The sequence below is a fragment of the Haloarchaeobius amylolyticus genome, from assembly GCF_042678045.1.
GTDB classification, from domain to species: Archaea; Halobacteriota; Halobacteria; order Halobacteriales; family Natrialbaceae; genus Natrinema; species Natrinema amylolyticus_A.
In genome coordinates, this window is the sequence record NZ_JBHUDI010000005.1 from 149,801 (window position 1) to 162,449 (window position 12,649).

Below are 12,649 nucleotides of genomic sequence, written 5' to 3' on the forward strand. Positions count from 1 at the left end.
GTCGCCCCGACGCCGGTCACGCAGTGTCGTTTTTCTCGACCTCGAGGTCGACGTCCTCGGGATCGACCCCGATACGGGCGAACTGGGTCCGGACGTGTTCTTTGGCGCCCTCGAGGGCCTGTTCGCGGGTGTCGAAGCCCCGCGGCATCGGTGACTCGAAGGCGAGGTTGACCTCGCGGCCGTCGACGAGCTGGGTCGTGCCGCCGCTGTCGACCTCGTAGAACTCGTCACAAACCCAGACGTACGCGGCGTCTTCGTCCGGTGCGCCGCGGAACGAGGGGGCTCGTTCTCCCCGTTCGTACAGTGTGCCGGTGAGTTCCGTCCCGCCAGCACGACCGCGTACCTGAAGCATGGATGATGATACGTCTCGCGGACGCAAAAATACAGCGCTCACGAACACGAGACGACGCGTTCGGTCGATGCGAGACGGGACGACCGGTCAGTGCTGACGACCGAGCGTCTCGTTCGGATCGCGGAACGATCCCGCCGACCTGTGACGACTCGTCTGAGCGAAATACGTGTCGGACCGCCATATTCGTCTCACGAGCGGTCGTAAACAGGTACTACGAGACGGTGAAACGACTCCGAGACGATGAAACCTGTTGGCACTCGATTTTAATCGATCAGTGACGAAGATGCTACTGCTGTTCACTGCCCAGTAATTCGGACTGGTCTCGAACGATGACAGTAGCTATTTCCAGAGGGAATTTCCACTATCTGCCGTTCGCAGGCGGTTCAACGGATTACCCAGTGGATTCAGCAGTAACAACTCATTCACGACCCAAATCGTTTTGGAACTGGTCTTATGTCCATTGCATGGGTTACTATGGACAATGAGTTCGGACGCTCACATCGGCGACGACGCCCCCGGACCGCTCATCGATGTCCCAGCAGAATGTTACGAGGTCCTTCGCAGCCCGCACCGACTTCGCGTTCTCGAGGTTCTCGGGCGCAGAGACACACGACTTCCGCCGGCGGAACTGACGACGGCACTGGTCGACCGGATGGAATCGGATCTCCCGACCGGGCAGGCGCGACACGAGGTGCGGATCAGCCTCGCCCACAATCATCTGCCACGACTCGAAGACGCCGGACTCGTCGACTGGGCCGAGGCCGGCGTCGCGCTCGTCGACGACCCGCCAGTCCAGCCCGCAGCCATCGCATCTCTCCTCGAACTCTGTGAAGACGAGCACGCCGAAACCCTGCTCGAGGCGCTCGTCGATCCGATCCGGATGTGTATCCTCTCCGTGCTCGAAGAGACCGACCGCCCACTCTCGCTCGAGCAACTCGCGACGCACCTCGGTGCACACGTCGGCGGGCCGTTTTGCGACGTCGAGCGCGCGGCGATCGCACTACACCACTCACATCTCCCTGCGATGGCCGACGTCGGCGTCGTCAGCTACGACCCCGACTCGAAGCTGATCACGCGAGACGACGAGAGCATCCCGATCGTTCAGTAGTCGCCACCAGCGTCCGAGCCGATCGCTTTCTCACACCGATAGCACGTTCGTCCCATCGATCGTCTCTCTGGGTCGCCGCGCCGGAAACGGCAAGAGTGTTCTCGATGATCCCGTACACACAGCACAGAAATGACGGTGCCACGCGCAGACACCGGTCGCGATAGCGTGGCGAGCGACGCCATCAGGATCGTCGCCGTGGTCGGCACTGCTGTCCTGCTCGCACTGTCGCTGGCTGGCATCGCGGGGACGGCCGTCGCGATCGACCAGGTCGCGATCCTCTCGCCAGATCGGACGACGATCGAAGCGACGCCCGGTGAGACGCTCGAGATCGATGTCACGCTCCAGAGTCAGGGCGGCCACGGCGGCGAGGGCGTCACCAACGTGTCGCTGGTCGCCCAGTACCACCCCGACTACCTCGCGGTGACCGACGTCGAACGGGGCCCGTGGCTCGAGGGCAACGAGACCGAGGTCCACACGAGGACGGCGATCGCCAACGAACAGGGGACGGCGGTCATCGAGCAGCGCCGCGAGCCGGCGGCCGGGGGAACGGCCGGCACCGGAACGATCGCGACGCTGACCGTGCAGGTGGCCCCGGACGCGCCGGCCGGCACGACGACGATCTCGTTCGACGAGACCGACGTGGCGCTCACCGGGGACTGGCCGATCGCCGTCGTCGACGAGTCCGCGACCGTCTCGATCGACGGCGGCACCGAGTCGCTCGCGGCCTTCGACCACCCCGATCCCGACACGCTGGCGCTCGAGGAGACGGGATCGGGGGCGAACGACTCGAGTGACGACGGCGGGACGGCCGACCGTGGCGGTGAGCTTCCGATTCCGGGCTTTACGACCTGGATCGCGCTGGTTGCACTTTCGGTCGTTGCGGGCGTGCTGTGGCTCAATCGAAACAGTCGGCATCGATAAACAGTCCGCCCGGCTGGAGGGAAACGCGTTTTAGGGATGGGCCGGATGAACCCTATATGACTGATCTGGGAGACTTCGGCGATTTCGACGCCGACGCCGATGCTGACGAGGGGGCCGCGGCCGACTCGTCGACGGCAACGGCAGGGGCCGACGAGTCGGCAACCGCGAGTTCGACGACCGACGGCGTGACCGACGACTTCGAGCCGACGCCAGTCGAGCCCAGCGGCGACGACGTCGGCATCGGGGCGATCTGCGTCTCTCAGGGGCTGCGCGTCGCCGAGGACGGCGATGACACGACACTGCAGGCCTACATTACCCGCGGCAATCGCTCGTCGATCCGCATCGGGAGCTACCTGCTCGCGCCCTACCCCGACGGCGAGACGCTGTTCTGTCGGATTACGGGACTCGAGTACGCCCAGCAGTACCACGCTGACGACGCGACGGAGATCCATGCCCGGCGGGCGATGCGTTCCGACGGGATCGACGAGTCAGACTACAAGTTCGTCGCCTCGCTGGAACCGGTCGCCGTCCTGTATGACGATGACGGCGAACTCAAACGCCGGATGACCGACCGCGTGCCGAAACCCCAGACGGTGATCCGGCAGGCTGACGACACCGAGGAGATCAAGACTGGGCTGAAGATGCCCGACGACGGCGTCTTTCTGGGCCATCTCTCGGTCGGCGGTGAGAAAGTCCGGACGGCGGCCACCCCACCGACGATCGATTACCGGCTGAAAGACGACTACGAGGCGGGTGATCCGCTCGTTTTCCGACACACGCTGATCGCCGGTGGGACGGGCTCGGGGAAGACTCATGGCGCGAAGAACATCCTGCGACAGTATCTCGCCGACGACCGCACGTATCCGATGGCCGACGACCGCACGGTCTCCCCTGCCGTCGTCCAGTTCGACCCGCAGGACGAGTACGCCCAGATGCACGACGACAACCCCGAGTTGGACGGCGACTTCGCGCGCCGCCTCGAGCGCGAGGGCATCGCCTACGGCGGCGTCTCCGATACGACTGCCTTCGTCCCGAAAGTGGGGTCGGCGTCGTACGCTGCGGGCCACCATCGTGCGAAGCAGGTCGAGTTCACGATCCCCTTCTCGATGGTCCACGACAATCCGTGGCTGGTCGCGGGGAGCGGATTGAACGACAACCAGTACGGCGCGCTCGTCAGCGTGCTCCTCCCGCGATTCAGACAGCAGTACGGCGCGGACGGCACCTACGAGGAATTTACGACGTTCCTCGACGATCCCGCACTGCGCGAGGAACTCGACGAGTCCGGCCGCGTCCACGAGGCGACCTTCGACGCCGTGCGCCGGCGCGTGCTCGGCTTCGGCCACGTCTTCGATCAGGACGCACGCCCGATCACCGACTTGGTCCACGAGTTCGTCCGCCCCGGCGGGCTCACCGTGGTGCCGACCTACCACATCAACGACACGCGAGCGACCGAAACCATCGTCCTCGCGGTCTCGTCGCTGCTGATCGACCAGAAGCTCTCGAACGATCCGACCTACGACCGGATCAAGGAAACGCCGCTCGTGCTGGGCATGGACGAGGCCCACAACTTCCTGACCGACGCCGACAGCGTGCAGGCCGGGAAAGTTATCACCAAGTTTACCGAAGCCGCCAAACAGGGCCGCAAGGAGCGGCTCGGCCTCTTCTTGATCACGCAGGACCCTCAGGACATCCACGACGCCGTTTTCAAGCAAATCAACACCACTATCGTCCTGAACCTCGGCGACGAGGACGCCATCAAGAGCGTGAACATCCCGAGCAACCTCGAGTCGAAGGTGCCGTACATGGAGAAAGGCCAGATGGTCGTCTACTCGCCCGACAATTCGGAGCCGGTCGAGCTGATCGGCCTGCCGAAATGCCTGACTCGGCACGGTCGGGACTGAGACTGGGACCGGCGGGGCCGAGTGCTCGAGCCGCTGGTCGGTCACACAGCTGATCGATCATCGTGACGTGCCGTCGGCTCGCGGTCAGTCAAAGAGAGAAAAGAACGAATCATCAGGGACGGCCACGGCGGGCCACGATGTCGTCGTGACCCAATCAGGGGCCGTCCGCACCGTCAGAGAGCGCTGGTCGCCGTTATCCCTGACCGACCATCGACTCTTCTTCGTCCCACTCCTGTTCCTGCAGCTCGTATTTCTGGATCTTGCCCGTCGCCGTCTTCGGGAGCGAGTTGACGAACTCGACGCGGTGGACGACCTTGTAGCCGGCGAGTCGCTCGCGCGTGAACTCCGTCAGCTCGTCTTCGGAGACCGGCGGGTTCTGTGGGTCGTCGTTCGACGGCACGACGAACGCCTTCGGCGTCTCGCCCCACTTCTCGCTGGGCGAGGGGATCACGGCCACGTCGGCGACTGCCTCGTGGTCGAACAGCGTGTCCTCGAGTTCGATGCTCGAGATGTTCTCCCCGCCGGAGATGATGATGTCCTTCTCGCGGTCCTGGATCGAGAGCATGCCCTTCTCGTTGACGACGGCGAGGTCACCGGTGTGGAACCAGCCCTCACGCTTGTCGTTGAACGCTTCGTCGGTCTCCTCGGGCTTCTCCCAGTAGCCTTCCATGACCTGGTTGCCGCGGACGAGGATCTCGCCGATCGACTCGTCGTCCCACGGGACCTCGTTGCCGTCGTCGTCGACGACTTCGATTTCGGTGGCCAGCGGGGCGATCCCCTGGCGCTTTTTCAGCGCGAAGCGCTCCTCGCTGTCCTCGTCGATCAGGCGACGGGTCGCGGAGGTACCGATGAGCGGGCCGGTCTCGGTCGCACCGTAGAGCTGGCGGAAGTGCCAGCCGAACGTCTCTTCGACGGTTCGGATGACGCTTTCCGGTGGCGCGGCACCGGCGGCGGTGACGCGCATCGGGTTGTCGCCCTCGGTGGAGACGTCGTTCTCCTCGTAGTACTCGTCGAGCATGCTGAGCACCGTCGGCGCACAGCAGAGGAACGAGACGTCCTCGTCGTTGATCTGCTGGAAGATCTCCTCGGCGTCGACGCCACGGGTGCAGACGTGTTTCGCGCCCATGCCCGTGATGGCGTAGATGTGTCCCCAGCCGTTGACGTGGAACATCGGCAGCGTCCACAGGTAGACGTCGTCGTCGGTGATCTCGTGGTGGATCGTCACGAGCTGGGCGTGCAGCGACTCGGTGCGGTGGGTCCGCATGACGCCTTTCGGGTCGCCGGTCGTCCCGGAGGTGTAGTTGATCGTGATGACGTCGTCTTCGCTCATCTCGGGGCGCTCGTAGTCGGGCTCGACGTCCGCGATGAGGTCGTCGAAATCCTCCCAGTCGCCCTCGACTTCGTCGGCGTCGTTCGTGATGAAGATCTCCGTCGGGACCTCGTCACGGATTGCTTCGATCTTGTCGGCGTACTCGTAGTCGGCGATGATCGCTTTCGTGCCGGAGTCGGAGAGGAGATACTCGTAGTCCTCGGGGGTCAGCCGATAGTTCAGCGGCGTGTGGACGGCGCCGAGCTGCATGATCCCGTAGGCGGACTCGAGCTGGTAGTGCGTGTTGGGGTCGAGGACGGCCACGCGGTCTCCCTTCTCGATGCCACGGTCTTGCAGGACCGTCGAGAGTCGGTCGGCACGGTCGCCGAACTCCTCGTACGTGAACCGCTCGCCCGTCGTCGCGACGATCGCTTCTTCGTCGCCATAGTACTTGCGCGCTCGGTCGAGGAAATCGGTCACCAACAGTGGGACTTCCATATACCTCGCCATCGAACATTGATTATAATATTCTTTATGGAGTCTTCCCAGGTTTCAGTACAGCAGTTTGATGCGTACCAATCGCTGTAATTTTTGTCTGACATCTTTTTCTGTTTCCGACCCGTCACCTCGAGACCGACAAATACGCGTGGTGATCGTTTACGGCTGTCTTAGTCGTCTACAGCCGACTCGAGCAACGTTCGTTCGAAAAACGCCCGGACGGTGCTCGCGATGTCGTCGGCCGCGCCGACGAAGAAGTGGTCGGCCGACAGGGCGGTCGTCTCGTCGCCACGACCTCGCGCGCGCTCGACGATCGGCTCCCAGTCGACGGTCGTATCACGCTCGCCGTACAGAACGTGGAAGGGAGCTTCGAGCGCGTCCAGGGCCTCGAGCGCGTCGAGATCGTCGGCCAGGCGTGCCGTCGGCGCGAGGACGGCGACCGCGTCGGGATCGACGTCGGCCGACGCGAGTACCGCCAGCGTTGCGCCGAAGCTGTAGCCGAAGACGCCGACCGGGCAGCCGTCGAACTCGTCGCGAGCCCACCGGACGGCGTTGCGGACGTCTTCTCGCTCGCCGTATCCCTCGTCCCACGGGCCGTAATCGAAGCGCAAGCTGGTGATACCGACGTCACGAAGGGCGTCACTGACGGCGACGAGTCGCCGATCGCTTCTCGAGCCGCCGTGTTGTGGATGGGGCGGGCAGGCGACGACGACCGCATGCGGATCGCCGTCCGGTTCCACGAGCGTTCCTCGCGTGTCACGACCGCCGGGAAGCACTACATCTGTCATGGGTGGGCCATCACGACGCTCGGTAATCAACCCGGCGCGCCGGGACGGCCGGGTCGACATGGAATATTCCCGAAGTGACATTTTTAAGGGTCAGGAGCGATATGGTGCGAGTATGGGCATCCTCTCTCGGGCTTCCTACGTCATCCGGTCGAAACTCAACTCGGTGCTCAACCGGGCCGAGGATCCGACCGAAACGCTGGACTACTCCTACGAACAGATGCGCGACCAGCTCCAGCAGGTCAAACGCGGCATCGCCGATCTCACCACGCAGAAAAAGCGCCTCGAGATGCAGAAACGCCGGCTCGAGGACAACGTCGAGAAACACAACGAACAGGCCCGGACGGCGGTTCAGCAAAACCGCGAGGATCTGGCGCGCCGCGCCCTCGAGAAGAAAAAGACGAAGATGAACCAGATCGAGGATCTCGAGCGCCAGATATCGGATCTGCAGGGCCAGCAAGACCGACTGGTCGAACAGAAAGACGAACTGCAGCGGCGCATCGAGGAGTTCCGCACGAAAAAGGAGACGATGAAAGCCCGCCACGAGGCCGCAAAGGCCAGTTCGACGGTTTCGGAGGCGATGACGTCTACCGGCGAGGAGTTCGAGGACGTCGGCCGCGCCATCGAACGCGCCGAGGAACAGACCGAGGACATGGAGGCCCGCGCCGCCGCCCTCGACGAACTCCACGAGTCCGGCGCGTTCGAGGACGTTATCTCCGACAAGGACACGATCGACCGTGAACTCGAGCAGCTGTCGACCGACAGCGGCGTCGAAGCCGAACTCGAGACGCTCAAATCCGAGGTCGGCGAGGGAGAATCCGAGCCAGCAGCCGACGCCGCGAGCGAGGTCGACGAGGAGGAACTCACGGACCTCGAGAACGAGGATCAGGAAGCGGTCGAGGCCGAACTCGCGGAGTTACAGGACGACGAACAAGCCTGAGTCTGCGTTCTCTATTACCTGCCGTTACTGACCGATAACCGGCGAACCGTGCGCTCCCCGAGGCTGTCACAGTATTCGACCGGACTGTCCTACTGATATTCCTGTCGCTCGACTCGTCCGGAGCCCGCACCTCTCTTGCTGGGATTTGGGGCAACAGTTACCACTGGCCATGAAGAACTATCTCATATGAGCGACGAGTCACCGTTCGAGTCGATCTCACTGACCAATCAGGCGGTCCTGCTCACCGTCGCCGAACTCGCCCGTCAGGACGAAACGCCGGTCCAGACACACGACCTTCGGAAACGCTGTCAGGATCACCTCACAGACGTCGACACGGAGGTCATCGGCACGATCTCCGAAGCCGACGTCATCCGCTCGCTGTACCGACTCGAGGATGAAGACCTCGTCGCCGAGGTTGACCCGTCGAAGACGTCGCCGACGGGGAAGGGGCGGCCAGCGTACACACTCGCCGTCCCCGAGACAGCGGTCTACGACGGTGTCGACGACGAACTGCACGAAACCATCCTCGAGTAGCCTCGGTCCACCACCGGGTGTAGCTGGGTGCGGTCGACCGCCAGTCACACGCACTCGAGTGCGTCTCGCGGACCGATGGCACGGCCACCGGCCGTTCGAGCACGACCGAGGACGATCTCGCCGTCACGACGGGGTGCCGAGAACGGCGATGTCGTAGCTGGCGACGACCGACGGTGACTCGAGGACGATCACCTGAAACTCCCAGGTCGAGCCGGCGTTGAGGTCGCCGGTGCTGGCGAAATATCGGCCGAGCATGGTCCCGTCGTCGTCGTAGACGCGCGTCCGTACTTCGACGGCCTGAATCCGGTTGGAGCCTGTGTTTTCGACGGTCCCCTGGATCGTCGAGCCGAGATAGCCACTCTCGACGACGAACTCGTGGCTGCGCAGCGAGAGCGGATCGAGTGGTGTCACCGAGTCGCTGGGTTGTTGCTGGGCGAGTGCTGCTGCCGCGGACATTTGCGCTGCCGACCGGTTGGAGACGTTGCTGGCATTGATACCACTCACGGTGCCCTCCTCGTAGATCGGCTGTCCGCCGAGACTGTTGCTGCCGAGACAGCCGGCGGCTGCGGCCGCGATACCCGTCCCCAGCGTTGCGAGTACCCGCCGTCGACTCGTCGACTCCGGTCGGCTCATCGCTGTCGAGCGCTCGTCCGCGAGTTGGTTCCGTCACCGTACATGTGTCGGATCGACACCACGGATGCATTTCAGTGTAGGCCTTGAAGCGGCTGTTCTCGTCCGCCGGTGGCCGTGTTTGGTTCGTCCGATTCGGCACGGTTCGCTCGAGAGCCGTACCTGTCCCGGTTCAGTACCGGCATGTGGCGGTGTGCAACGCAGGCCCTTATTGTCGGGTCGGTGGTACGTGTGGCTATGGGATCCGCCGAAACCGACGAGACGCTCGAGTCCTACGGGGCCGACATCGGTACCCATGATGGGGTGTTGACGCGGTTCCGGGAGTGGGTGCTGGTCGACGGAAATCGATTATCCGTCACCGCCACCATCCTGATCGTCGTCTTCGCGGTGGTCGCCGCATTGTACGAACTTGGCGTCATTACCTTTGTCAATCCGGGTGCCGTGACGAGCGTAGCCAGCGGCATGATCGCGGGAACGTTCTCGCTCGTGACGCTCGTGGTCTCTGTCAACCAGCTCATCCTCTCCCAGGAGTTCAGCGCAGCAGGCAGAGCCCGCGACCGACTCGAGGACGTCATCGAGTTCCGTCAGACCGTCGCGGACGACGCGGCCGTTCCCGCGAGCCCGGCGTCGCCCACGCGAGTCCTCGGGCTGATCCTCGAATCGATTCATGATGACGCCACCGCACTCGCCGATACGGTCGAGGATCGCGACGACGAGTTCTCCGAGATAGTCATTCGGTACACGAACGGCGTCATAGAGCGGACAGAGCGAACCGACGACCTCATAGGGAAATCAGGATCCGATACGTTCACCGCTGTTTCGGCAGCGATCACGTACGACGAGTCCTGGCATCTGTACGTCGGAACCCACCTGCGCGGCGAGTACGCCGACTCGCTGTCGCCGGCCGCGACCGAGCGACTCGACGAGTTGATCGACTCCCTGAAACTGTTTCACGTGGCTCGAGAGCAGTTCAAAACGACCTATCTGCAGCAGGAGCTCACTCGCTTCTCGCAGCTCACGGTCTACTGCGGTGTGCCATCGATCCTCTCTGCGATCCTCATCGGGTTACTGTACGCCGACTTCGCTGGGCCGAGCGTCAGCGCCGCCCTGCTGCCGTCCGTCGTGAGCGTGCTGTTTCTCGTCGTCCTCTTACCGCTCGCGCTCCTCGCATCCTACATCCTCCGGACCGCGACCATCACGCGCCGAACTGCGTCGGTCGGTCCAATGGTTCCCCAGAAAGGCGCCGAAGAGGGCCCATTCGACGTAACTGCCGGTGAGGACCGGTAATCGTCCGTCGGGTAGCTGTTCCGAGTTCGAACATTCTCGTCGACGGTTGCGATCGGCAAACAGCCGCCGTGAACGCGGTCGCCGACCGGAGGCCGGTCAACGACCCGTCGTCTCCCGGCCCGACGCTTTTGTCCGCCGTCGTGGTCGGTTTCGGTCGCCGGATGGACTCTCTCGATTCGGATACTGACGGAAGCGGGGGTAGACTGGCGGGACCGCGATTGTACGTCTTACTGCGACTAAACCGCTGGCTGTTCACGGCGACCGTCCTCGCGATCGTGTACGGCGTCCTCGTCGGGCTGAGTCGAATCGGTCTCCCGGCGCTCCGTGCGATCGTCGCGACTAACAACGGCACCTTCTGGATATTCTCGGCCTTTATCGGCGCGATCATCACGGGGACGTCGATCGTCGTCACGATCAACCAGCTGGTACTCTCCCAGGAACTCGGCGCCGTCGGCGACCAGCGCGAGCGGATGCAGGAGGCGATGGACTTCCGGTACGACATCGAGGACGAACTCACGATGGACGTCACGCCACCCGAACCGGCCGCGTTCCTCTACGAACTCGTCGCCGGGATCCAGGAAGAAGCGAACGAATTCGAGTCGATGATCGCGGCTGATTCCGGCCACAGCGACGACCTCGAGGCGAAGGTCAACACCTACGTCGACGAGCTCACCGAAAACGCACGATCTGTCAACCGAAACCTCGAGGGCGCCCAGTTCGGGACCTTCGAGGTGATCTGGAACGCGCTGAACTTCAACTACTCCCGGAAAATATACGACGCGCGCAAGCTTCGTGCCGGCCACCGCGACGAACTGTCCGACGACGCGAACGAAGAAATCGACGAGATGATTACTCTGCTCAAGTTCTTCGGTCCCGCTCGCGAGCACTTCAAGACGCTGTACTTCCAGTGGGAGCTGATCAACCTCTCCCGGGCACTGCTGTACGTTGCGATACCGGCGCTGACGGTGATGGGGGGGATGCTGATGTACGTCAACGCCAGCGTGCTCCCCGGGACGACGCTCGGGATCGACAACCTCGTCTGGGTGACCAGTGCGGGCTTCGTCGTCGGGATCTCCCCGTTCGTCATCTTCATCGTCTACGTCCTCCGGATCGCGACTGTCGCAAAGCGGACGCTCGCGATGGGGCCGTTCATTCTCCGGCAATCGGACCGCGACGAGGAACTCGACTGAGACGGGCTCCTGTCACTGTTTCCCGACGCACTCGCACGACGGGTCGCGGGTGCGCCGGCACTGACTGTGCGGAGTTCGTGTGGTAGGGTCTGATCGCTGTCGACGCGTCGCACGGGGCCCCAGACCGACGAGCGACGACCCGTGCCATTGGTATCGCTCCGGCAGCTACCGACGGTCGTGATCGTCGTCATCTGTGGGCCGCCGGGTGCCGGGAAGACAACCATCGCGACCCGCGTTCGTCGCCGGCTCGATGCGCGAGACGTGCCGGTGAGACTCTTTCACTCCGACGACTTCTCGAGTCGAACCTACGAGCAGCTGGCCGAGCAGGTCAGCGCGGCCCCCGCGACCGGGGTCACGCTGGTCGACGGCACCTTCTACCGTCGGCGGTGGCAAACGAAGTTTCGCGCCCTCGGCGACGTGCGGTTCGTTCACGTGACCGCGAGCCTCGAGACCTGTCTCGAACGCAACCGCACCCGGCGGGACCCGATCGACGAGCAGGGCGTCCACGTCGTCTATCGCGAGTTCGAGACGCCCGACGCCGACCTCGAGGTCGATACCGACCGGTGGAAGCCCGACGCTGTTGCCGATCGGATCGTGGCCGCGATCGACACGTGGGGCGAGCACAACGCGGAGCGGCCGGCCGACGGCCGTCTCTCCTGACCGACGCCAGACAGCACCGTCGCTGTCGATGTCCAGTCGACAGATACGGCGCTGGGATGACGACCGTCAGGCGGTGAACACGGGGACGTCGAGCGAGCCGACGACCCGATTGGTGATCGAGCCCAAAAGCGGTTTGTCCGGATCGGAGCGCCCGCGTTTCCCCATGACGACGAGGTCGATATCGTGTTCGTCGACGTACTCGGTGATGGCCTCGACGGGCGTGTTCGACTTGATGGCGGTGACACAGGAGACGCCGGCGTCGTCGGCGAGGTCTTCGATCTCCGAGACGAACTGCTGGCCCTTCTTCTCTAAGCGATTCCGCGTCTGTCTGATATCGCTCGGCACCGCGACGTAGTCGGCATCGCCCATGTCCATCGCGTACAGGACGTGCAGGGTCGCGTCGTTTCGTTGTGCGAACTTGATAGCCTGTGCAGCTCCGTTGCGGGCGGCTTTGCTGCCGTCGGTCGGGACGAGGATGTCGTCGAAGTCGTGTGGTTCGTCCATACGTGCCACACGTTCCCGAACTGGGTAATC

General features: G+C 63.7%; 13 protein-coding genes. 8 read left to right on the forward strand and 5 right to left on the reverse strand.

The features are described 5' to 3' along the window. Positions 1-16 precede the first annotated feature (16 nt). Positions 17-352, reverse strand: a complete 336-nt coding sequence (locus ACFR99_RS09580; RefSeq protein WP_390286699.1) for a DUF7113 family protein — start codon at positions 350-352, stop codon at positions 17-19. 481 nt (positions 353-833) lie between these two features. Between ACFR99_RS09580 and ACFR99_RS09585 the strand changes: the two genes are divergently transcribed. The 3 genes from ACFR99_RS09585 (at position 834) to ACFR99_RS09595 (ending at position 4,282) form a co-directional block, all read left to right on the forward strand. Next, entirely contained in the window at positions 834-1,460 is a 627-nt protein-coding gene (locus tag ACFR99_RS09585) for a DUF7344 domain-containing protein (RefSeq protein ID WP_390286701.1), read from the forward strand. Between the two features lie 129 nt (positions 1,461-1,589). Beyond that, on the forward strand, positions 1,590-2,381 hold the full coding sequence (locus ACFR99_RS09590; RefSeq protein WP_390286703.1) for a cohesin domain-containing protein: 792 nt from the start codon (positions 1,590-1,592) through the stop codon (positions 2,379-2,381). A 56-nt stretch (positions 2,382-2,437) separates the two neighbouring features. Beyond that, positions 2,438-4,282 (forward strand): ATP-binding protein, encoded by a 1,845-nt coding sequence (locus ACFR99_RS09595; RefSeq protein WP_390286705.1) that lies wholly within the window; start codon positions 2,438-2,440, stop codon positions 4,280-4,282. 193 nt (positions 4,283-4,475) lie between these two features. Here the strand turns inward: ACFR99_RS09595 and ACFR99_RS09600 are convergent, their stop codons facing one another. Both ACFR99_RS09600 and ACFR99_RS09605 read right to left on the reverse strand, forming a co-directional pair. Beyond that, entirely contained in the window at positions 4,476-6,089 is a 1,614-nt protein-coding gene (locus tag ACFR99_RS09600) for a long-chain-fatty-acid--CoA ligase (protein WP_390286707.1), read from the reverse strand. Between the two features lie 170 nt (positions 6,090-6,259). Beyond that, positions 6,260-6,877, reverse strand: coding sequence for an alpha/beta hydrolase (locus ACFR99_RS09605; protein WP_390286709.1), 618 nt, complete (start codon positions 6,875-6,877; stop codon positions 6,260-6,262). Positions 6,878-6,989: 112 nt separating this feature from the next. On the opposite strand from ACFR99_RS09605, the gene ACFR99_RS09610 reads away from it, so the two are divergent. Together ACFR99_RS09610 and ACFR99_RS09615 are read left to right on the forward strand one after the other, a co-directional pair. Next, the gene (locus ACFR99_RS09610) at positions 6,990-7,814 is read left to right on the forward strand and encodes a PspA/IM30 family protein (protein ID WP_390286711.1); all 825 of its coding nucleotides are present in this window, start codon (positions 6,990-6,992) and stop codon (positions 7,812-7,814) included. Positions 7,815-8,000: 186 nt separating this feature from the next. Then, on the forward strand, positions 8,001-8,348 hold the full coding sequence (locus tag ACFR99_RS09615) for a hypothetical protein (RefSeq protein ID WP_390286713.1): 348 nt from the start codon (positions 8,001-8,003) through the stop codon (positions 8,346-8,348). A gap of 123 nt (positions 8,349-8,471) precedes the next feature. Here the strand turns inward: ACFR99_RS09615 and ACFR99_RS09620 are convergent, their stop codons facing one another. Beyond that, entirely contained in the window at positions 8,472-8,981 is a 510-nt protein-coding gene (locus ACFR99_RS09620) for an FxLYD domain-containing protein (protein ID WP_390286715.1), read from the reverse strand. Between the two features lie 234 nt (positions 8,982-9,215). Between ACFR99_RS09620 and ACFR99_RS09625 the strand changes: the two genes are divergently transcribed. The 3 genes from ACFR99_RS09625 (at position 9,216) to ACFR99_RS09635 (ending at position 12,115) form a co-directional block, all read left to right on the forward strand. After that, positions 9,216-10,265: a DUF7972 family membrane protein gene (locus ACFR99_RS09625; RefSeq protein WP_390286717.1), complete on the forward strand. Its 1,050-nt coding sequence runs from the start codon at positions 9,216-9,218 to the stop codon at positions 10,263-10,265. A 161-nt stretch (positions 10,266-10,426) separates the two neighbouring features. Further along, positions 10,427-11,455 (forward strand): DUF7972 family membrane protein, encoded by a 1,029-nt coding sequence (locus ACFR99_RS09630; RefSeq protein WP_390286719.1) that lies wholly within the window; start codon positions 10,427-10,429, stop codon positions 11,453-11,455. A 177-nt stretch (positions 11,456-11,632) separates the two neighbouring features. Then, positions 11,633-12,115, forward strand: coding sequence for an ATP-binding protein (locus tag ACFR99_RS09635; RefSeq protein ID WP_390287364.1), 483 nt, complete (start codon positions 11,633-11,635; stop codon positions 12,113-12,115). A 66-nt stretch (positions 12,116-12,181) separates the two neighbouring features. Here ACFR99_RS09635 and ACFR99_RS09640 read toward each other — a convergent pair whose 3' ends face one another. After that, entirely contained in the window at positions 12,182-12,619 is a 438-nt protein-coding gene (locus ACFR99_RS09640) for a universal stress protein (protein WP_390286721.1), read from the reverse strand. Positions 12,620-12,649: the final 30 nt, after the last annotated feature.